This is a genomic window from Corynebacterium sp. UD i78 (assembly GCF_056280545.1).
The window spans coordinates 108,602-129,746 of sequence record NZ_JBWCED010000001.1; the positions used below are offsets into that span (position 1 = coordinate 108,602).

General features: G+C 68.6%; 19 protein-coding genes. 5 read left to right on the forward strand and 14 right to left on the reverse strand.

Annotation, left to right across the window (positions count from 1 at the left end; genetic code table 11):
• Window positions 1–10: 10 nt before the first annotated feature.
• From ACZ9GM_RS00480 to ACZ9GM_RS00510, 7 genes are all read right to left on the reverse strand, one after another.
• The gene (locus ACZ9GM_RS00480; protein ID WP_291473719.1) at window positions 11–313 is read right to left on the reverse strand and encodes a hypothetical protein; all 303 of its coding nucleotides are present in this window, start codon (window positions 311–313) and stop codon (window positions 11–13) included.
• Between the two features lie 67 nt (window positions 314–380).
• Window positions 381–2,162, reverse strand: a complete 1,782-nt coding sequence (locus ACZ9GM_RS00485; RefSeq protein WP_291473720.1) for an acetyl/propionyl/methylcrotonyl-CoA carboxylase subunit alpha — start codon at window positions 2,160–2,162, stop codon at window positions 381–383.
• Window positions 2,159–3,694: a 5-oxoprolinase subunit B/C family protein gene (locus tag ACZ9GM_RS00490; RefSeq protein WP_476036964.1), complete on the reverse strand. Its 1,536-nt coding sequence runs from the start codon at window positions 3,692–3,694 to the stop codon at window positions 2,159–2,161. Before ACZ9GM_RS00490 ends, ACZ9GM_RS00485 begins: the two co-directional genes overlap by 4 nt.
• On the reverse strand, window positions 3,691–4,449 hold the full coding sequence (locus ACZ9GM_RS00495; RefSeq protein ID WP_476036965.1) for a LamB/YcsF family protein: 759 nt from the start codon (window positions 4,447–4,449) through the stop codon (window positions 3,691–3,693). The genes ACZ9GM_RS00490 and ACZ9GM_RS00495 overlap by 4 nt, the downstream gene beginning before the upstream one ends.
• 164 nt (window positions 4,450–4,613) lie before the next feature.
• Window positions 4,614–5,252 (reverse strand): DUF3239 domain-containing protein, encoded by a 639-nt coding sequence (locus ACZ9GM_RS00500; RefSeq protein WP_476036966.1) that lies wholly within the window; start codon window positions 5,250–5,252, stop codon window positions 4,614–4,616.
• Between the two features lie 28 nt (window positions 5,253–5,280).
• Window positions 5,281–6,927: a DNA repair helicase XPB gene (locus ACZ9GM_RS00505; RefSeq protein ID WP_476036967.1), complete on the reverse strand. Its 1,647-nt coding sequence runs from the start codon at window positions 6,925–6,927 to the stop codon at window positions 5,281–5,283.
• 41 nt (window positions 6,928–6,968) lie between these two features.
• Window positions 6,969–9,287, reverse strand: a complete 2,319-nt coding sequence (locus ACZ9GM_RS00510) for a helicase-associated domain-containing protein (protein WP_476036968.1) — start codon at window positions 9,285–9,287, stop codon at window positions 6,969–6,971.
• Window positions 9,288–9,388: 101 nt separating this feature from the next.
• Between ACZ9GM_RS00510 and ACZ9GM_RS00515 the strand changes: the two genes are divergently transcribed.
• Window positions 9,389–9,583 (forward strand): hypothetical protein, encoded by a 195-nt coding sequence (locus ACZ9GM_RS00515; RefSeq protein WP_291473726.1) that lies wholly within the window; start codon window positions 9,389–9,391, stop codon window positions 9,581–9,583.
• A gap of 171 nt (window positions 9,584–9,754) precedes the next feature.
• Here the strand turns inward: ACZ9GM_RS00515 and ACZ9GM_RS00520 are convergent, their stop codons facing one another.
• A complete protein-coding gene (locus ACZ9GM_RS00520) occupies window positions 9,755–10,369 on the reverse strand; it encodes a resuscitation-promoting factor Rpf1 domain-containing protein (protein WP_291473727.1) in 615 nt (204 codons plus the stop codon).
• Window positions 10,370–10,831: 462 nt separating this feature from the next.
• On the opposite strand from ACZ9GM_RS00520, the gene ACZ9GM_RS00525 reads away from it, so the two are divergent.
• Window positions 10,832–11,221 (forward strand): cold-shock protein, encoded by a 390-nt coding sequence (locus ACZ9GM_RS00525; protein ID WP_291473728.1) that lies wholly within the window; start codon window positions 10,832–10,834, stop codon window positions 11,219–11,221.
• 14 nt (window positions 11,222–11,235) lie between these two features.
• Here the strand turns inward: ACZ9GM_RS00525 and ACZ9GM_RS00530 are convergent, their stop codons facing one another.
• From ACZ9GM_RS00530 to ACZ9GM_RS00540, 3 genes are read right to left on the reverse strand one after another with little or no spacing between them, the layout of a single operon-like run.
• Window positions 11,236–11,823 carry a DUF2771 domain-containing protein gene (locus tag ACZ9GM_RS00530; RefSeq protein ID WP_291473729.1) on the reverse strand — a complete coding sequence of 196 codons (588 nt, stop codon included), beginning with the start codon at window positions 11,821–11,823 and terminating at the stop codon, window positions 11,236–11,238.
• Window positions 11,824–11,848: 25 nt separating this feature from the next.
• Window positions 11,849–13,264, reverse strand: coding sequence for an MFS transporter (locus ACZ9GM_RS00535; protein WP_476036969.1), 1,416 nt, complete (start codon window positions 13,262–13,264; stop codon window positions 11,849–11,851).
• Window positions 13,261–14,136, reverse strand: a complete 876-nt coding sequence (locus ACZ9GM_RS00540) for a glutaminyl-peptide cyclotransferase (RefSeq protein WP_476036970.1) — start codon at window positions 14,134–14,136, stop codon at window positions 13,261–13,263. The genes ACZ9GM_RS00535 and ACZ9GM_RS00540 overlap by 4 nt, the downstream gene beginning before the upstream one ends.
• A 93-nt stretch (window positions 14,137–14,229) precedes the next feature.
• Between ACZ9GM_RS00540 and ACZ9GM_RS00545 the strand changes: the two genes are divergently transcribed.
• The 3 genes from ACZ9GM_RS00545 (at window position 14,230) to ACZ9GM_RS00555 (ending at window position 17,368) form a co-directional block, all read left to right on the forward strand.
• Window positions 14,230–14,919 carry a DUF3027 domain-containing protein gene (locus tag ACZ9GM_RS00545; protein ID WP_476036971.1) on the forward strand — a complete coding sequence of 230 codons (690 nt, stop codon included), beginning with the start codon at window positions 14,230–14,232 and terminating at the stop codon, window positions 14,917–14,919.
• 114 nt (window positions 14,920–15,033) lie between these two features.
• Window positions 15,034–16,494 (forward strand): NCS2 family permease, encoded by a 1,461-nt coding sequence (locus ACZ9GM_RS00550; RefSeq protein WP_291473733.1) that lies wholly within the window; start codon window positions 15,034–15,036, stop codon window positions 16,492–16,494.
• A gap of 28 nt (window positions 16,495–16,522) precedes the next feature.
• The gene (locus ACZ9GM_RS00555) at window positions 16,523–17,368 is read left to right on the forward strand and encodes a TrmH family RNA methyltransferase (RefSeq protein WP_476036972.1); all 846 of its coding nucleotides are present in this window, start codon (window positions 16,523–16,525) and stop codon (window positions 17,366–17,368) included.
• A gap of 96 nt (window positions 17,369–17,464) precedes the next feature.
• Here the strand turns inward: ACZ9GM_RS00555 and ACZ9GM_RS00560 are convergent, their stop codons facing one another.
• The 3 genes from ACZ9GM_RS00560 to serC form a co-directional block, all read right to left on the reverse strand.
• Entirely contained in the window at window positions 17,465–18,391 is a 927-nt protein-coding gene (locus tag ACZ9GM_RS00560) for a DUF6928 family protein (RefSeq protein ID WP_476036973.1), read from the reverse strand.
• 6 nt (window positions 18,392–18,397) lie between these two features.
• Window positions 18,398–19,450: a septation protein SepH gene (sepH, locus tag ACZ9GM_RS00565; protein WP_476036974.1), complete on the reverse strand. Its 1,053-nt coding sequence runs from the start codon at window positions 19,448–19,450 to the stop codon at window positions 18,398–18,400.
• Between the two features lie 262 nt (window positions 19,451–19,712).
• The gene (serC, locus tag ACZ9GM_RS00570) at window positions 19,713–20,846 is read right to left on the reverse strand and encodes a phosphoserine transaminase (RefSeq protein WP_291473737.1); all 1,134 of its coding nucleotides are present in this window, start codon (window positions 20,844–20,846) and stop codon (window positions 19,713–19,715) included.
• Window positions 20,847–21,145 lie beyond the last annotated feature (299 nt).

Sequence of the window (21,145 nt, forward strand, 5' to 3'; positions counted from 1 at the left end):
GGCGGTCAGTCTATCTGAGCCTTCTGACGGTGGCCGAGGGGTTCTGGTCAGTGGTCGCTCCGTCGGTACTCCTCGACGATGACGCCGGATCCGAAACTGCGGCACTGTTCCAGCCCTGGATCACCGTGCCGAACCTGTCCAGCGGAGCGTCCATCCCGATCGCGGACAGGACATGGGCTGGGACAGCGTCGGCGAGCTCACTGAGCAGGACAGGCATGAGGTCGCCCTCGACCGGGAAGGCGTCGAAGCTCCCGTCCGGTGCGGCGATGTATCCGTCCAGTGATACTGCGACGAAGTAGACCAGGTCTCTCATCACGGTTCCCGTCGGTGCATGGGTGGTGTCTGTCAGCGGATACCGCCCACGCTACGGAACGCGGGCCCTACTTCACAGCCCCCAGCACCGCGCCACGTCCGGCATGCTCGCCGGCGTTCAGCGCGATGTGGAGGACGCCGTCAGCCGGGGCGGTGACTGCGCGTTCCATTTTCATCGCCTCGACGGAAACGATGGTGTCGCCCTTGCTGACCTGGGCCCCGTCGGCGACCTTCCACTCAACGACGGTGCCGTCGAACGGCGAGGTCACCGGGGTGCCGGATGTAGATGACGAGGACGCAGTGGACGCAGTGGACACAGTGGACGCAGTGGAGTCCGCCACAGCGCCCAGTGCACCTGCCGGGATCCCGACCCGGTGCAGCCGCCCGTCGATCTCCACCGAGATCTCGGTGCGCTCGAGGTAGGCGTCCTCGATGTCGCCGTTGTCTCCGCAGGTCGCGGCACCGGGAACATAGTGGGAGTCCACCCAGTCGGTGTAGACGCCGAACTCACATGTCGATCCGTCAGCAGCTGCCGTGGTGAACTCCGGGGCACGGACATGGTCGCGGTGGAAGGGCAGCACCGTGCGCACCCCGGAGATGACGAACTCGTCCAGCGCAGCCTCGGCACGGCGCAGTGCGACCTCCCGGGTCGGACCCCACACGATGAGCTTGCCGAGCATCGAGTCGTAGAACCCCGGGATCGTGGAACCGGAGACCACCCCGGCGTCCACCCGGATACCCGGACCCGTCGGGACGCGGAACTCGGTCACCGTGCCGGGGCAGGGGACGAAGCCGTTGGCGACGTCCTCGGCGTTGATCCGGAACTCGATGGCATGGCCGGAGGACGCCGGATCCAGCGGCTCACCCGCAGCAACCCAGCTCAATGTCTCCCCGAAGGCGATGCGGAACTGCTCGGCGACGATGTCCACGCCACTGGTCACCTCGGTGACCGGGTGCTCGACCTGCACACGGGTGTTGACCTCCAGGAAGGAGACCGTCCCGTCGGCGGCGACGATGAACTCCACCGTGCCCGCACCGACATATCCGGCCGCGGCACAGATCGACCTCGCCCCCTCGGTGATCTGCTCACGCTGACCAGTCGTCAGGAACGGCGCCGGTGCCTCCTCGACGAGCTTCTGGAATCGACGCTGCGTCGAGCAGTCCCGTAGGCCGACCACCGAGACATGGCCGTGGGTGTCCGCCAGGACCTGGGCTTCGACATGCCGCGGGGTCTCAAGGAATTTCTCGACGAAGCACTCGGTGCGTCCGAAAGCCTCGCCCGCCTCACGGCCGGCGGAGAGGAAGGCGTCCTCCACCGCGTCGAGCCCGTCCTCGCGGGTCACGATCTTCAGCCCGCGACCGCCACCGCCGAACGCGGCCTTGATGACGACAGGCAGACCGTGCTCTTCAGCGAAGGCGTGCGCCTCCTCCCAGGACTGCAGCGGTTCGGAGGTGCCCGGGGCCAGCGGTGCTCCCACCGACTCCGCAAGCTGACGGGCGGCCATCTTGTCGCCCAGGGTGTCGATGGTCTCCGGGGTCGGGCCGATCCAGGTCATCCCGGCGTCCGCCACGGCACGCGCGAAGTCCGCGTTCTCCGAGAGGAAGCCGTAACCGGGGTGGACGCAGTCCGCACCGACGCGGGCGGCGATGTCCAGCAGCGCGGGGCTGTTCATGTACGTCTGCGCACCGGTGGAACCCTTCAGCGCCCAGGCTTCGTCGGCGACGCGGGTGTGCAGTGCGTCGGCGTCGGCTGAAGAGTAGACGGCGACCGACCGGATGCCCAGGTCACGGGCGGCGCGGGCGATCCGGACGGCGATCTCGCCACGGTTGGCGATGAGGACGGTAGTCATGGCAGCTCCTGGTATTCGACGAAGGTGACCTGCGCGCCGGGCGCGAGCTGCGCGGCGGCGTCGAGGTCCTCGGGGATGACGGTGGCGATGACGGGGTAGCCGCCGGTGACGGCATGGTCGCGGAGGAACACGACCGGTTCGCCGTTCGGCGGCACCTGGATCGAACCGGCGATCATGCCCTCGCTGGGCAGTTCGCCCTCATGGACGCGCACGACGGGATTCTCGCCGGTGAGCCGCAGGCCCACCCGGTTGGAGGTCGCACTCACGGTCCAGGTCGCACCGGTCAGGGCCTCGGCACCCCCGGCGAACCACCCGTCACGGGGACCGGGGACGACCCGCAGGACGCCGTCGGTGCGCACCGGCGCATCGACCCGGCGGACACTGCCACGCGCCGGGCCGGCGTACACGGTGTCACCCTGTTCCAGCGGGGCCGGGCCCAGTCCGGAGAGCAGGTCGGTGGAGGCCGACCCCAGCACGGATTCGGCCACGACACCGCCGCGCACCCCGATGTAACTGCGCAGACCCTCGGTCGCGCTGCCGACGGTGAGTGCGGATCCGGCGCCCAGCAGCAGCGGGACGCCACGGTCTTCCGCGCGTCCGTCCACACTCACCGGGGCGACGGCTCCGGTGACGACGACAACGGTCTCGACCAGTGCGTTGAGGGTCAGCCCACCGATGTTCTCCAGCACTGCGGCATCCCGGTTGTTGCCGAGCGCCTCATTCGCGGCCTGTGCGGACCCACGGTCGGCTGCACCGGAGCCGGTGACACCCAGATCGCCGAACCCGTGGCGTCCGGCGTCCTCGACGAGGACCTGCAGGCCGGGGTCATCGATGCGCAGTACCGGACGGCGGACCCCGCTGACCGCGGACTTCTTCGTGGATGTGGTGACCTCGACCCGCTCGGTGACAGCACGGTAGTGCACCCGGTCGCCGGGGAAGAGCAGGGCAGGGGACTCGGCCATGTCGTCCCAGAAGGGCTGCGTCGTCGAGCCGATGAGCTGCCAGCCACCCGGTGAGGTGCGTGGGTAGACCGCGGAGAAGTCCCCGGCCAGGGCGACGGAACGGTCGGGGACCGCCGGACGCGGCGACGGGTGACGCGGCACGTCGAGCGCACGGGTGGCGTCCTCCGGGACGCAGTAGGTGAAGCCGGGGGCGAAGCCGCCGAAGGCCGCGGTCCAGGTCGTCCCGGTGTGCCAGTCGATCAGTCCGTCGCGGGTCATCGACAGGGACCCGGCGAGGCTGTCGAGATCCTCACCGTCGTAGATCACGTCGACGGTGATGTCCCGCGGCTCAGTGGCCGTGGCGTCCCCCGGAAGAAAACCGGGGAGGACGCACCGGGCGGTGTCCGTGGCGGAAGCCGACCTGAACCGGACCAGGACGGTCCGTGCGGCGGCGCCGACGGAGGTCTGGCCCGGCAGGGGAGCGCTGCTCAGCGCGGTGTGCCAGGCCATGGCGGTGGAGAGATCGGGCAGGTCGACGAGCAAAGCCCGCGTCCCGACGCGATGAACAGGGACTGAGGTGGGGACGGTCACAGGAAGCTCCTGATCTCGATGCCGTCCTTGACCAGTGCTTTCACGATGCTCCGGGTCAGGGCGACGGAGTCCGGCGAATCGCCGTGGACGCAGACAGACTCGGCGTCCACCTTCACCACGGTGCCGTCGACGGCGGTGACGGAGCCGTCTTCGGCGACCTGGCGGACGCGGGCGGCGACGAACTCCGGGTCTGTGACGACGGCGTTCGGCAGGGTGCGGGAGACCAGGGTGCCGTCCGGGTTGTAGTTGCGGTCAGCGAAGGCCTCGCGGATGACGCGCAGCCCCTTCCGCTCGGCGATGTCCACGGCGACGCCACCCGGGAGCAGCATGACCGGGATGTCCGCGGAGAAGGCGTGGATGCCGTCGATCACGGCGTGGGCCTGGGCCTCGTGGTGGACGATGGTGTTGTAGAGGGCGCCGTGCGGTTTCACGTAGCGGACGGCGGTGCCGTAGCGGCGGGCCAGGGCTTCGAGCGCACCGATCTGGTAGAGCACCTCGTCGGCGAGCTGGGACGGGTCGACCTCCACGGGGGTGCGGCCGAAGTTCGCCGGGTCGTTGTACCCGATGTGGGCGCCGACGGTGACACCCTTCCCGGCGGCGGCCCGGACCGTGTCGGCGATGGAGTGCGGGTCACCGGCGTGGAACCCGGTGGCGACATTGGCGCTGGTGACCAGCTGGATCATGGCGTGGTCGTCGGCGACGGCGACACCGTCGGTGGTCTCGCCGAGGTCGGAGTTGAGGTCGATCACGGTCATGGTGGGCCTCCTGTGGTGCTGTGCTGTGACGGCATGGACTTCGCCAGGGGAAGATTGTTGAACAATCTAAACTTTAATGCATCAGCGTGGTCTGCGCCACAGGGAATCCGTCAGAGTGTTACCGGGGCAGGTGGGACGGATGGGGCTGACGGGGCCGCTCCGACCTACAGCTCGATCAGTCGGCGTTTGGAGGCTGAGACCTCGTCGACGCGTCCGACCAGCCCCTCCAGCTTCTTCCACTGCCGGTCGGAGACGGCCTTCTCGGCCGAGGCGATGACCGCACGGTCCTTCGTCCCCCAGGCCACCGGCATCGGGGAGATCTCCTCCCAGTGGTTCCGGTTGCGGGTCGTCCGCATACCGGTGACCGCCACCGACGGCACCTTCTCGCCGACGACCCGCCGGATCCCCGGCACCGAGGTCACGGTCCGCACCGCCAGCGCAGGAGTCGACGGCTCACCGGTGCCGGGCACCGCGGTGTCGACCAGCGACAGCAGGACGACATCGCGCGGATTGACCTTCGCCACGACGGTCGGCACCAGGTTGTAGCGGTCGTAGTAGGACTGCGGGGAACCCAGCTGCTTCGGCATCACCGGCACCATGATGAAGCACAGCAGGGCCATGATGCCGGTCGCGATGCCGATGACCACGGTCAGTCCCGACCCGATGAGGACCAGCACCACGGTCGCCACCAGGAACAGGATCCCGAGGATTCCCGCGGACCACTGGAACCGCTTCGCGTCCCGGAAGAACTCGTTGTGGGTGCGGGCGAACGTCTCGTCCACGGTGAAGTTGAACTCGGTCACTGGAATAACCCTCTGAACCTCGTGACCTCTACAGGTCGATCGAATCGATGATGCGGTAGCCGTAGCCCTGCTCGGCGAGGAAGCGCTGGCGGTGGGCGGCATAGTCGGCGTCCAGTGTGTCACGGGTGACCACGGAGTAGAAATACGCCGCCGACCCGTCCGGCTTCGGACGCAGGATGCGTCCCAGCCGCTGCGCCTCCTCCTGACGTGAGCCGAAGGTGCCGGAGATCTGGATCGCCACCGACGCACCCGGCAGGTCGATGGAGAAGTTCGCGACCTTCGACACGACGAGGACGCTGAGCTCACCGGCGCGGAAGGCGTCGAACAGCTCCTCGCGGCGCTTGTTCGGCGTCCTCCCGTCGATGACCGGGGCGTCCAGCTCTTCGCCGAGCTCCTCGAGCTGGTCGATGTAGGCGCCGATGACCAGCGCGGGCTCGCCGGCGTGCCGGGCCAGGATCTTGCGCACCACATCGGTCTTCACCGGCGAACACGCCGCCAGCCGGTACTTCTCGTTCTGCTCGGCGGTGGCGTAGATCATCCGGTCGTTGTCGCCGAGCTGGACGCGCACTTCGGTGCAGTCCGCCGGGGCGATGAAGCCCTGCGACTCGATGTCCTTCCACGGTGCGTCGTACCGCTTCGGGCCGATGAGGCTGAAGACGTCGTCCTCCCGGCCGTCCTCGCGCACCAGGGTGGCGGTGAGCCCCAGCCGACGCCGCGACTGCAGGTCACTGGTCATCCGGAACACCGGCGCGGGCAGCAGGTGCACCTCGTCGTAGATGATGAGACCCCAGTCACGGGAGTCGAACAGTTCCAGCGCGCGGAACACACCCTTCGTCTTGCGGGTGACGACCTGGTACGTGGCGATGGTGACCGGGCGGATCTCCTTGCGCTCTCCGGAGTACTCGCCGATCTCGTCCTCGGTCAGCGACGTGCGGCGGATGAGTTCATCGCGCCACTGGCGTCCTGCGACGGTGTTGGTGACGAGGATCAACGTGGTCGTCTTCGACTTCGCCATCGCCGCGGCACCGACCATCGTCTTGCCTGCACCACAGGGCAGCACGACCACACCGGAGCCGCCGGACCAGAACGATTCCGCGGCCATCTCCTGGTAGTCGCGCAGCTCCCACTGCTCGTGCTCGGTGGACAGCTCGACGGGGTGCGCCTCACCGTCGACGTAGCCGGCAAGGTCCTCGGCCGGCCAGCCGACCTTGATGAGTTCCTGCTTGATCCGGCCACGCTCGGAAGGGTGGACGATGACGGTGTCCGCGTCGATCTGCTCGCCGAGCATCGGCCGGATCTTCTTGTGCCGCCGGATCTCGGCGAGCACCGCGGGGTCCGAGGATTCCAGCACCAGGCCGTGCACCGGGGACGTCGCCAACGTCAGGCGGCCGTAGCGGTCCATGGTCTCGGCGATGTCGATGAGCAGGGGCTGCGGCACGGGGAACCGGGAGTAGGTCTCGAGGACGTGGACGACCTGTTCGGCGTCGTGCCCGGCGGCGCGGGCATTCCACAGTGCCAGCGGGGTGATGCGGTAGGTGTGGACGTGCTCGGGGGCACGCTCCAGCTCGGCGAACGGGGCCAGGGCGATACGCGCTTCGGCGGCGGCCGGGTGGTCGATCTCGAGCAGGACGGTTTTGTCGGACTGGACGATCAGTGGTCCGTCACCGATGGGCACTGCGGACTCCTCATGGGCGGGGTGTGGTGAACCGGTCCATTCTAGACCGGCGCGGCGACCCAGGCGATGCGGTGCGGTTGGATCCGCAGCGAGACCCCGTCGGACTCGGTGACGCCGACGATGGACACCGGACTCATCGTCACCACCGAGATCCACTCCTGCACCGCCGAGCCGTCGGCGTTGACGTAGCTGATCTCCACCCGCGTCCCCCGGTCGTAGGCCGAGCGCAGCGTCGCCATGATCTGGTGCGGGTCGCGGACGGTCTCCACGTCGGGCAGGTCTGTGCCCTCCAGGTCCTCGGTGTCGGACGCGGCCTGCCGGGTGCGGCGCAGCCCCTCGACGCTCCCGGCGAGCTGGTCCTCGACCTCCTCACGCGTGACGGTAGGACGCCGTGGGTCGGGCACCAGTGACAGGACCGGGCCATGGGTCGTGGCGGCGGCGTCCCCGTCGACCCCGACCTGTACCCCGGCGTCCTCCAGCAGGTCGACGACGCGGGAGAGCTGCGTGCGACTGACCGCCACGGTCGGGGCGATGCGGCGCAGGGCGGCGTCGTGGACCTCCCCGTCGGACAGGGACGCCAGCGCGGTCAGCGCCGAGGTCAGCGTCGCCTCGTCAGGGGCGGTGAGGACGGTGGACGCCGTACCGGCCGTCAACGCACCGGTGGACCGGAAGGTGTCGTTGATGAGGTAGTCGAGGCCCTGGGGGATCTCCGGCGCCATGCCGGTGAGGAAACCCCGGACCCGGTCGGCGGTCTCACCGGCTGCCGCGGCGCGCTTGAGCGATTCCGGGGAGATGCGCCACACACTCGCCATACCGGTGGACTCCACGTCGGCGATCGCGCGCAGCATCGCCTCGTCGTCGGGGGCCAGCAGACCGGGGGCGAGGACGGTCATGTCGGCCTGGATGATCAGCATGCTCACCGGGGCAGGCAGCACACCGGTCAGCGCGGTGGTCAGCGCGTCCGCCCGGGCGTCGGACGCCAGCGCGACCGCCGCGCTGGTAGGCTGCCCGTCGGCGCGCAGCCCCAGCGCCTCAGCCTCGCGGAGGACGCCGGCCACCGCCTCGGTCGGGGTCTTCGCCGCCAGGGAGGGACGCAGCCGCCACAGCTGGACCGCTGGATCCTGTGTGTCCTGCGTGCCACCGAGCACGGTCACCAGTTCCGCGGTGAGTTCGCGCAGTGCGGCGGTGGCGGGGTGGTCGAGGCTGTCCTGGAGCAGGTGGGCGCCGGTCTCCGCCATCTCCCACGGGGAGTGCGGGCTCGTCGACCAGCCGGACAGCAGCAGCGCCCACCGCCGGGCCATACCCGCAGCCAGGAACTCCGCGCCACGGTCGGTGAGCCCCCACACCTCCCCGTCGGGCCCGGCGGTGTCGACCTCGGGGGCGGGGACGGGCAGACCGGGGCCGATGAGGTCGGCGTGGCGGCACAGCAGCAGTGTGCCGGTGACCTCGTCGATGGTGGTGTCGGTGGCCTTGGCGACACGGGTGATCTCACGGACACCGACTCCGCCGCCGCCCAGCGGGCGCAACGGTGCGGTGCCGAGGAGAGTGAGAAGTTCCGTGATCTGCCGCAGCGTCTCCACGGCCCGGGCGACACCCGACCCGTCGGCACGGTCGGTCGCCGGGACAGGGTCGGGCGAGGTGAAGTCGCCACCGGGGGCCGGGGTCACCCGGCCGGCGATGACGGCACCGACACGCGGGGACAGGCGCGCGGTCTCGGCGTCCACCCGGTCGAGCAGGCCGGCGGCGATCATCCGGGCCAGCGGACGCTCCGGGTCGTCGAGGGACGCCGAATGCCCGATCCCGCCGGCGGTGGCGAGAGTGTCGAGCAGTCGACGCTGCCGGTCGGGGAGTTCGGCGAGGACGCCGGGGAGACGGTCGGTGGGGACCGGACAGCGGTAGCCGTCGACCAGTGCCCAGGGCAGGTCGGTGGTGCCGGTGAAGAAGCCCTGCAGGTCGCCGGGGACGGCGACGGGGAAGGGGTCTGACCGGTCGCCCTCGACGGCGCTGTTGATGTGCAGACCGGGGCCGTAGGCCAGCCCACGGTGTGCCAGGGAGTGCAGCACTTCCGGGATCTCCGCGGTTCCCGGACGACCGGGTGCAGGCGTCCCCGCCTCGTCGAAGAGAAAGGTCAGCGCATCAGTGAGGGAGGCGGCGTCCACCGGATGATGGGCGGCCCCGGCATGGGCCAGCCCATGGAGGACGGCCAGCGAGCGGGCGTCGAGCTGACGCAGTGCGGCGACATCGGCGGTGAATGTCCGGCCGTGGAAGGCGCGCATACGCCACAGCAGATCCACGAGGGTGGCGTCGTCATGGGCGGTGAGCCAGTCACCGTAGGACGGGAACGGTGTGTTGTCGGGCATGATCCGGACAATTTTACCCGTACCTCCCACGGGGGTGGGCGCGGCATGTTGTTCAGGCGTCAGGTACTGCCGTGCCGGTCAGGTGTGGAATGATAGGCGACATGGCTGATGTTGAGAAGAAGCACTACGTTGATCCGGGCTGGCCGCAGGATGTTCCCGAGGGACACCACGCCGTCACCGAACTCATTGCCGCCGACGCCGGTGCACTGAGTCCCTACGGTGACCTGGAGTTCCCGGTCCCCGCCGAGACCCTGCACTACGTGCACCCGTTCACCGTGATCAACGGCGCGGAGTAGAACCTCCCCGTGCACCCGGTGACCCCGGGTGCTTTCGTGCGCCCATGTGCGCTCCGGTGGGCCGACGCCCTCCCGGGACGCCGAAGACGCCCCACGGAACAGTGATGTTCCGTGGGGCGTCTGTGCATTCCGCACGTACTGCCGCCCGGGGAGAGACCCCGGGTGGAAGTGCTAGAACTTCAGGGCGGTGGCGGCGGCGTTGAAGCCGTCGAGGGCAGCGCTGTACTGGTCGTTCAGGTCGTTGCGGTTCGCGTTGTAGGCGTCGGTGACCTCCTGCGGCACGGCGACACCGCGGGCGGCGGCCTCGTCGTTGAGCTGCTTCCAGACGGCGTCGATGGCGAGGACGTCCTCGGCGGAGTTGAGCTGCTCGACCTGGTTCTGGGAGGAGGCCGGAGCGGCGCTCGGGGCGGTGCGCTCCTCAGCAGCGGAGTTCAGACCCAGCTGGGAGGAGCAGGAGGGCCATGCGCCCCAGCCCTGGCCGGCGAGGACGCGCTCGCCGACGACGATCTGCTCTTCGCGGGAGGCCTGGTAGGCGTAGGGGGCGAACTCTTCTCCGCCGTAGCCGCTCCAGGTGCTCGGGGAGAACTGGAGACCACCGTGGAAGCCGTTGCCGGTGTTGATGGACCAGTCTCCGCCGGACTCACACTGTGCCAGGGCGTCCCAGTCGGAGTCGGGGGCGGCGGTGGCGGCCGGGGCCAGAGCGGCGCCCATGCCGGCGACGGCGATGCCGGCGACGGCGAGGCGCTTGGTGGAGGTCAGTCGGGTGCGGGTGTTGTGGCGTCCCATGATGCGGTTCGTTCCTTCCGGTGCAGGGGGGTCGTTCCTGTGAGGTCTGACGCTGCCCTGCGGAGTCCGTTGATGTCTCTGTGGATAGTGCAAGCGGGGACGTCCCCGCTCGGTTCGTTGGACAGCGTAACGGATAGGTCACGGTTCAGTCACGCTGTTGGGCTGAAATGCCCTGATTCTCGGGGAGGACGCGACGTTTCGGAGATTGTCGTGACCAGAGCGTTCCCCGGCCGTCATCGGACCGTGATCGAGGAAAAGTGCTGGTCAGTGATTCCGTTATCGTTTTGTGCCACAGCTGTGACCGTATTGTGATTTATTGGGACCTGGCGGGAGTGTGGTATTCGTCACACAGGGGCGACGCTGGGACTGTGGTGACGGCTGTGAATGTTGATATTGGGGTAATGTCGTCTCTTCCGCTGTCGAGACCCGGTGGCGGAACGGAACAGAGAGTATGGAGGACACATGCCGACCGGCAAGGTGAAGTGGTTCGACGCCGACAAGGGCTTCGGATTCGTGTCTAACCCCGGCTATGACGACGTCCACGTGGGACGCCAGGCCCTTCCGGAGGGGGTGACTGAGCTCGTCCCCGGCCAGCGCGTCGAGTACGACGTGGCCACCGGCCTGCGGGGGAAGGCCCCTGAGGCCCTGCGAGTCACGGTCCTGGACCAGGGGCCGCGGCGTGCCGCACACAAGTACACCCCCGAGAAACTGCACGGCCTGGTGCAGGACACTGTCTCGCTGCTGGAGAACCGGGTCCAGCCCCTCCTGGAGTCCGGCAGGCGTCCGGGACGCAGGGAAGGCCACCAGGTCGCCGAGATTCTGCGGACCATCGCCCGCGAACTCGACGCCTGACCCCCCGCCCCGGCTCACTCCTTCGGCGCGATGGACCAGACAGCGACGACGGGCTCTTCCTCGTCGCCGGAGTCGTCGATGAGGACACTCTGGATCTCCAGGCCGATGAGACGCGGGTGGTTTCCGTCGTCGTCGGTCATGCTCGACGACCCCTCGATGGTGACTTCCTTCGCCTCATTGGCGGCGTAGCTGTTGCTGGAGTTCGCGCCGTCGTCGTCGTAGAACTGCAGCAGGGTCCAGTCGTGGTCGTAGACGTCGGAGGGCAGCTTGAGGGTGATCTCGCCGTCCGCGGGGATATCGACGGTGGCGGGATCCTCGTCGTTGGTCCTCGCTTCACCGTCGGCCCAGATCGACCAGGGGGCGAGTTCGGTCTCCTCGCCGTCGGCGGTCACGGCGGTGACCCGCAGGTCGGCCGGGTTCGTTCCACCCCGGGAGTCCATGTACTTCTGTACCCCCAGCACCGCGCCGGCGACGACAGCCACCAGCACCACGACACCCAGGAACATGAGGAGCTGCTTGCGCTGGGCGGCCTTGCGTCGCTGCTTCTTGGTGAGCTTCGGGGCCTTGGAAGGCTCGGCGGACTCAGTGGACTCGTCCGACATAGGGACCTGCTTTCGCTCGGCGGGGTCAGGACCGTGACCGCGCCCGGCCGATGAGGGAACCCACACCGAGACCGCGGGACGCAAGGATCACATTGACGAAGAACACTGTACCGGTGGCGGCCAGGACGGCCATACCGACGGTGAGCTCGGTCGGCAGCAGGAGGCCCAGTGTCCCGCCGAGCACCCACGACAGCTGGAGTATCGTCTCGGACAGTCCGAAGGCGGAGGCCTGCGCCGACTGGTCAAGACCGGACTGGATCGTCGCGTCGAGACAGGACTTCGAGATCGCGGATCCCAGTGAGAGCACCAGTGTCGCGACCGCCGCGGTGGGTACACCGTCGAACACGGCGGCGACGATCACCGTCGCCAGGGAAATGACGGCCAGCATGATGACGGTGAACCGGGGCCGGGCGAACTTCACCCGCGAGCCCACCGTGTTGCCCAGGAAGGTGCCCACACCGCCGGCTGCGCCGACGACACCGAGCAACGCCAGCTGTTCGGTCCCCGACAGCGTGTGGGAGGACTTCGCCACGAAGGCGACGTAGATCGTCATGAACCCGGTGCCGAGCCGTTGCATCGCGGTGCCCCACATCGCGGTCCGGGTGGCGTCGGGGAAGCGCACGGACATCGACTGCCGCCACTGCCCGAGGAACGACGCGGACCCGGCGGACCCGGCGGACCCGGCGGACGCAGTGGGCGCCACGACAGTCGGAGCCTCCTCCCCGTCCGGCGCACCCATTGCCGGACCGAGGTCATCGGTCGGGGCGAAGGGGTCGGCGAAGACCTCGTCACCACTGCTCTCCGCAGTCGAGGGGATGAGGCCGCACAGGTAGATGCCCGCCAGCGCGCACACCAGCAGCAACCAGAGCGCCTCCTTGGGGGAGAAGACGAAAGCCACTGCCGCCGCGGCGCCACCGACCACCATCGATCCCCCGATGTGCCCGGTGATCATCAGCCGCGCATTCGCCCGCACCAGGTCGAGGTTCTCCGGGGCGAGTCGCGGTGTCACCGAGGATTTCAGCACCCCGTAGGATTTCGACAGCACCAGCATCCCGAGTGCCGCCGGGTACAGCAGCCATGAGTCGAAGTTCTGCAGCAGCACTGCGGCGAGGGTCACCCGGGCGGCGAAGGTCAGTGACATCGCGACGCGGCGTCCGGTCCGGATCCTGTCGAGCAACGGACCGATCACCGGGGCCAGGACCGCGAAGGGGGCGATCGTCACCAGCAGGTAGGCGGCGACCGAGCCCTTGGACTCTCCGGTCGTCGCCGAGAAGAAGAGTGTTCCGGCCAGGGAGACGGCGAGCACGGCGTCCACCGCGAAGTTTGCGATGGTGGCGTACATCAGTGCCGTCAGCCCTGATTCGCGGGCCCCGTCGGCACCGAGCATGCCGTAGACCTTCGCGGTGAGCCGGTGCGTCCGGCCCGGCCGGTCGGTGTTCACTTCACGGTCACCTCGTAGACGGTGTCCCAGAGTTTGCCCGTGATGAGGAAGTGGTCGGTGGTACCGGGCACCTTCGCGATGCCGTTGAGCACGTCGGCCCCGTCCTTCTCCCGGGCGGGGAGGTCCAGGTCCGAGGTATCGAGGATGCCGTTGACCTCACCGGTCGCCGGGTTGATCCGCAGGATGCGGTCGTCGTACCAGACGTTCGCCCACACGTCACCGTCGGAGCAGTCCAGTTCATTGAGCTGGTCGACCGGCTCACCGTCGAGGGTGACCGACACTTCGCCGGTCACCGCGAACGTCGACGGGTCGCGGAAGGTCAGCCGGTCCGAGCCGTCGGACATGACGAGCCGCTCACCGTTGGAGCACAGTCCCCAACCTTCACCGTCGTAGGACGCCTCGTCGGTCTGCTCCAGCGTGGCGGCGTCCCGCTTCACGGCCACCCCGTGTTTCCAGGTCAGCTGCCAGATGTCGTCACCATGGCGGGTGGACCCCTCGCCGAAGTACTGCGGATCGAGGTCGACGGACACGGTTGCGGCGTCACGGGAGGCGTCGGTCAACGGGGTCCGGTAGATACGGGACTGCCCCTCCTTGCCGGTGGAGACCAGCAGATCGCCCTCCGGCATGACCTCGAGCCCCTGGGTGAAGGACGTCGGATCCGAGGGGTATTCCGCGACAACCTCCGCGCTGAGGGACGCCGTGTCCCCTGTGCCTCCCGTGCCGCCTGTGCCTCCCGTGCCAACTCCGTCGTTCCCGCCGCCACCGTCGGAACCGCAGCCGGCGAGCACGAGCGCGGGAACACTCAGCAGCACGGGCAGGAGCCGCGCGCCGTGCCGTAAAGAGGGGCGTGAACTCGACGGGTACAGGGCCATGGGGACCATGCTGCCATAATGGGTGCCGTGAGTAGTCGAGGACATCAGGGACGGCCGTCGCACGACCGGAAACGACGGGGAGGCGGAGTCCTGTTGTCGGCGCAGGGGATCAGCACCGCCCGGGAGGCCGTTCTCGATGTCGCCGGTCCCGACGGTGTCGGCGAACACCTCGGGGGCTCCTCGACCAGCCCGGAGACCGCCGTCCACCGGTTCGCCTGCAGAGAGCGCGGCTACCGGGGCTGGGAGTGGATCGCCGTCGTCGCCTGTCCACCGGGTGCGGACTACGTCACCGTCAACGAGGTCGCCCTCCACGCCGGTGACCGGGCACTGTCCGCCCCCGCCTGGGTGCCCTACGAGGACCGGGTGCGTCCCGGTGACCTGCAGCCCGGGGACCAGCTGCCGCTGAAGGCGGACGACCCGCGGGTCGTCGACGAGGACGATCTCGCTGACGACGACGGGGTGCGCCGCAACCCCGGAACCATGCGCACACTCTCGCACGCCGGGTGGGACGCCGCGGTCCGCCGCTGGACCACCGGTGACACCGGCCCGGACACCGAGTTCGCGCGCCGGGCCGAACGGACCTGCGCGAGCTGTGCATTCTGGCTGCCGCTGCAGCGTCGGCGACGGACCGAGGTCGGTGTGTGTGCCAATGAGTTCTCCGCCGACGGCCGGGTCGTGGCTGCCGACTACGGCTGCGGTGCCCACTCGGACACGCCCCGGGACGGCGGCGAAGGGGCGGCGTCCCACAGTGCCTGGGATGACGGCGGGCCCGAACGCTACTGACGCATTTCTGAAGCGCCGGTGAGCGCGAAACCCGCGTCCGCTTGCGACCGGTGCGGCCAGGGGAGAAACTGAGACGTCTTGACGTTTTCCTGAGCCTGAAAGCTGGTTTCCCCCATGGCAACAACGACTGATCCCGACGGATCGACGGAGGTGAAGGAGGGGTCGTTCCTCGACCGCTTCTTCCACATCACCGAACGCGGGTCCACCATCGGTACCGAGGTCCGCGGTGGTGTGGTCACTTTCTTCGCGATGGCCTACATCATTCTGCTGAACCCGCTGATCATCGGCACCGTCGCCGACCATACGGGGGCCGAGCTGGGGGTCTCCGCCGTCGCCGCGGTCACGGCCTTTGCCGCCGGCGTGATGACCATCGCCTTCGGTGTGTTCGCCAGATACCCCTTCGGCATCGCCGCTGGTCTGGGCATCAACACCCTGGTCGCGGTCACCTTCGTCTCCACCGAGGGGCTGACCTGGCCGGAGGCCATGGGTCTGGTCGTCATCGACGGCATCATCATCGTGATCCTCGCCGTCTCCGGCTTCCGTGAGGCCGTATTCAACGCCATCCCGGCGTCCCTGAAGTCGGCGATCACCGTCGGTATCGGCCTGTTCATCGCCTTCGTCGGTGTCGTCGACTCCGGCTTCGTCACCCGCAACACCGACGACATGAACACCACTGTCCCGGTGAGCTTCGGCATCGGCGGATCCATCACCACCTGGTCCGGCGTGGTCTTCGTCGTCGGCCTGGTCACGTGTGGCATCCTCGCCGCCCGCAAGGTCCGCGGCGGCCTGTTCATCGGCATCGTCACCACCACCATCTTCGCCGTCATCGTCCAGGCCATCGCCGGCGACGACAATCCGGAGTCCACCGGCTGGCACATGGCCACCCCGGATGTCCCGGACTCCTTCGGTGGTATGCCGGACCTCGGCCTGCTCGGCGAGTTCGATCTCTTCGGTGCCTTCACCCGCATCGGCTTCCTCTCCGCCTGCCTCCTCATCTTCACCCTGGTGCTGTCCAACTTCTTCGACGCGATGGGCACCATGACCGGCCTCGGTAAGCAGGCAGGTCTGGTGAACGAGAAGGGCGTCCTGCCGAACATGCGCACCGCCCTGATCGTCGAGGGTGCCGGTGCCGTCGTCGGTGGCGGCGCCTCGGCGTCCTCCAACACGGTCTTCGTCGACTCCGCCGCCGGTATCGGCGACGGTGCCCGCACCGGCCTGGCGAACGTCGTCACCGGTGTGATCTTCCTCGCCGCGATGTTCCTCACCCCGCTCTACGAGGTCGTGCCGATCGAGGCCGCTGCCCCGGTGCTCGTCATCGTCGGTGCGATGATGATGGCCCAGATCAAGGACATCGACTTCGGTGACCTGGCGGTCGGTCTGCCGGCCTTCCTCACCATCGTCATGATGCCGTTCAGCTACTCCATCGCCAACGGCATCGGCATCGGCTTCGTCGCCTACGTCGTCCTCCAGCTGGGTACCGGCAACTGGCGGAGGATCCACCCGCTGATGTACCTGGTGGCGATCCTCTTCGCCGTCTACTTCGGCATCGACCCGATCAAGGATGCGATCGGCTGAGCGCCTGTCGCATGAGTACGCTGAACGGGTGACCAACCCGATCAGCATCACTGACCCCGCCGACCCCCGACTCGACGACATCCGGGACCTGAACTCCTCGGACCGGCGTCCTGACCTGCCGGGAGGGCGGGGTCTCGTCATCGCCGAGGGAAACCTGGTGGTTCCCCGGCTCGCGGCGTCCCGCTTCCCGGTGCGCTGTGTGGTGGGCTTCGCCCGGCGCCTCGACGAGCTCGAGGACGCCGCGTCCGCCGATCCTGCGGTCGCCGCCGGGTTGGCGGGGGTGCAGCGCTACGAGGTGTCCCGCGAGGTGCTGGCCGAGGTCGCCGGATTCGACATGCACCGTGGCCTCGTCGCCGCCGCCGACCGGGTCGAGGAACCGACGGTCGGTGAGGTGCTCGACGGGCTGGACGGATCCAACCGCGTCATCGGCGTCCTCGAAGGAGTGGGGGACCACGAGAACATCGGCGCGCTGTTCCGCAATGCCGCCGGGCTGGGGGTCGGCGCTGTCCTGCTGGGGGCCGGCTGCGCCGATCCGCTGTACCGCCGTGTGGTGCGGGTGTCGATGGGCCATGTGCTGCGGGTGCCGTTCGCCCATGTGCCCGGCAAACCGACGACGTGGCAGCGCGGCCTCGCCGACCTGCAGGAGCGCGGTTACCGCGTGCTGGCGATGACGCCGAACACCGACAACACCCTGGCGGACGCCGTGCGCGGTGCCGACAAGGTCGCCGTGATGGTGGGGGCGGAGGGACCGGGTCTCACCGAGCATGCGATGCGGGCCTCGGACGTGCGGGCGAAGATACCCATGTCGCCGGGTACTGATTCACTCAATGTCGCCACCTCGGCTGCGGTCGGGTTCTACGCGGCCCAGTTCTAGGTGTACTTCCCGGCTCTGGCACGGAGTGACACCATGTCGGGTGCTCCAGGTTGGTCTGATCCTCTCAGACCAATCTGGGGCGCCCGACATGGACCATCAGCGCCCGGTGTTTCGTGCCCGGCGGCGGACCTCGTCGCCGATCCGGTGCGTGCCGGTGCGGATCCACTCCACTCCGGTGCGCAGGCCACGGCCGACGGACACCGCCGCACCCTTCACCAGTTCAGCGGTGGAGCGGGACTCGTCCTGATTCTCCGGCTTGTCGGCGTAGTCGTCGTATCCGGTGTCGGTGACCGCACCGTCCATCGGGACGGCGTCCGGCATGGCGGTGACGACGATGCGCCGCGGGGCAGAGGGAGTGTCGGAGTGACCCGCGCGGGTCTCCGGGCGGCCGTCGACGGCGAAGGCCGCGACCGGGATGTCGATCTCGTCAGAGACCCGGAACCCCAGCCAGTGGGCGATGGCCGCGGCAGCCATCTCCGAGGGGCGGAAAGGTAGCTCGATGCCGCGGGCCTCGGGAGCTTCGGACTCGCCGGCCCAGAATGCGGCTTCGTCGGGCAGCGGGACTCCGGTGTCCTCGATGATGCGTTCCCGCGTGGCATAGAAGCAGCGGGTCATCCGGCCACCGACCCAGTGGGCGAAGCCGCCGAGGCCGTCGCGGTTGGTCGGGGTGTGCACCGTGACCAGCAGGTCGGCAGTGGGGATCATCGAGACCAGGGTATTGAAGGGCTCGGTGAGCGTGGTGAGTCCGGACAGGGACCAGGCGTCCGGTACCTCGGGCAGCACGGTCTGGATCACTGTGAGGCCGCGGTAGCCGCCGATGTAGAATTCGCCCTCTCCGGGCGGGGCGGAGCGGTTCATGTCGAAGTCGCCGATATGGGTCAGCGGCCATGCCGGGTTGAGCTGGGCCAGGAGCTTGCGGGCGTAACCGCGGTCGGCCTTCGGCTCGGCGACGAGGACACCACGCGGGTCGGCCGCCGTGATGAACCAGAGAGTCACCACCTGCTGGTGGTCGTGGTCGGTCATCGCCGGCTACTTCTTCTTCTTACGCGGTGAGGTCCGGACACCGAGGAGGACATCCTCCCAGTGCGGTGTGCTGGTGCTGCGCTTGCGCTTCGCCGGGTGGGACCGCTGGTCCGGGGTCGGGTCGCCGAAGAGGTCGACGGTGGGGGCGATGGAGGACTGCTCGTCGGTCTCGTCCCGGTCGCTGCCGTCGGCGGCCGGGATGTCGTGGTCGCCGGCCGGTTCATCGACCGGGGCATCCTCGTCGAGACCCGGCTCCTCTTCCCCGGTGGAGGGGGCGGAGACAGTACGGACCGGTCGGTTGAAGCGCGGGTCGACAAGGTCGTTGGCCACCGAGTTCGCTGGTTCGACGGTCGACGGGCCGGTGCCCGGGGGAGGAGCCGGGACCCACCGGAACTCGGCGACGAACTGGGTTGCACCGTGCCGGTTGCCGCGGGTCCACGTCACCGTGATGATCCAGTCGTCGGAGGAATCCATCGCGGCGTCCCAGGTGGAGGCGCGGACATCCTCCTGTCGGGCGGCGAAAGCGGTGGCGAGCGACTCCCAGAGAGTGTGCTCGGCAGGGCCGTCGGACAGTACCGGATAGGCCTGACGGGCCAGCTCGGCGATGCGGTGACGCTCCATCTGGATCGGGTGGGCGTAGGGCAGCAGCCGGGATTCGGAGGCCCCGGTCTCCTCCATGAGCTGTGCGACGGTTGCACCGTGGCGCAGTCGCTTCTGGATCTCACGGGGACGCAGCTTCACCTTCGGCTTCGGTTCCTCGGCAGGACGCTCGACAGAGGTGACCGACAGGGTCGGGGTCGGGCTGGCGTCTCCGGTGGAGGTGGCGGGTTCTGCGGCGGTCCCGGTGCCGTCCGGGATGTCTGACGCGGCAGGGGTGACTGCGGCGGCCGGGGCGTCCTCACCTGCCCCGTTCTCCTCGGCCGCGAGCTCGCGGGCGACGGTGACGTGGTCGCGCAGAGCCTCGGTGACCGGGATCCAGTAGAGCCGGTCACTCTCGGTATCGCGCAGGACAAGGGAGGCGGCGTCACTGTCGTCGGGGACGAACTCCAGTTCCTGCATCAGTGCCTCCGTGTCTTACGCTGTTCTGCGCTGTCCGGTGTCGGCCCGTGGCCGTGCGGTGGGTACTCGTGACGACTGTAGCGCACACCTGCGTCGATGTGGGGGAGGACAGCGCCTGCACCCCCGGGGACGTCTGCTGAGTCTCCTGCCGGGACGACGAAAGTCCGCATCACGCAGTCAGAGGTCGTCGGGGAGCGTACTCCACCAACCTCAGTCTGCGTGATGCGGACAGGGCCCGGGAAGTCCGGGCGCGCCCGCGTCTCTACCTGGACGCGACGCCCGCGTCGAGGATGTAGTCGATCGCCTTGGTCAGGGTGCGGATGTCCTCCGGCTCGATGGCCGGGAACATACCGATGCGCAGCTGGTTACGACCCAGCTTGCGGTAGGGCTCGGTGTCCAGGACGCCGTTGGCGCGCAGGGTCTTGGCGATGACGTCGGCGTCCACCGCGTCATCGAAGTCGATGGTACCGACGACGAGGGAACGGGAGTCCGCGTCCGCGACGAACGGGGTGGTCTCGGAGCGGCCCTCGGCCCAGTTGTAGAGGATGGAGGAGGACTCGGTGGTGCGCTCGACCATGCCCTCCAGGCCACCGTTCTCGTTCATCCACTTGACCTGGCTGTCCATCATCAGCAGGGTGGCGACGGCCGGGGTGTTGTAGGTCTGGTTCTTGCGGGAATTGTCGACCGCGGTCTTCAGGTCCAGGAAGGCCGGGATGTAGCGGTCGGACGCGGCGATCTCCTCGACGCGCTCCAGGGCGGCGGGGGAGAAGGCGGCGAACCACAGGCCACCGTCGGAAGCGAAGCACTTCTGCGGGGAGAAGTAGTAGACATCGGTTTCGGCGATGTCGACGGGAAGTCCGCCGGCGCCGGAGGTGGCGTCCACCGCGACGAGGGCGTCGGTGGCCGGGCGCTTGACGCTGACCATCGCACCGGTGGAGGTCTCGTTGTGGGCCCAGCCGACGAGGTCGGCGTCCGTGCCGTCGAGCTCTGAGGTGGCGGGGGCGGTGCCCGGCTCGAAGGCGTGGATCTCAGGCTCGGCGAGCCACGGGGCCTTCTTGGAGACGGTGGCGAACTTGCCGGAGAACTCACCGTAGGTGAGGTGTGCGGACTTCTCACGGATCAGACCGAAAGACGCGGAGTCCCAGAACGCGGTCGCACCACCGAGGGAGGTGATGATCTCGTAACCCTCCGGGAGGTTGAACAGGTCGGCCAGGCCGGAGCGCACCGAACCGACGACATCCTTGACAGCCGGCTGACGGTGGGAGGTGCCGATGACGTCGGTGCCACCGGCGACGATCGCGTCGATCTGGGCCGGGCGGACCTTGGAGGGGCCGCAGCCGAAACGGCCGTCAGAGGGAAGAAGGTTCTCGGGGAGGGTCAGGAACTGATCGCTCATGGTGAGGTGATGTCCGCTTTCTTGTCGTCGTCCCCCGGGTCCTGTCGAGCCCGGAGTGTGCCACCGAACAGCCTAACCTGTAGCGTCCACCACCGGAACAAGAGGGAAGAAGAAGACGACGTAACTTTTGGGCGGGGTAGGGACTGGGGGTACCCGTGTGCTGTCCAATCGGGTACCGCGGTGTTGCGTATACCTGTAATTCTGTACAGTGTGTCCTATCCCACGACTGTCTGCGGTCCGGTGCGACCGGCCGTGCGCTCTGTAGCGGACTGTCACCACCGGTGATACGCGGACTGTGG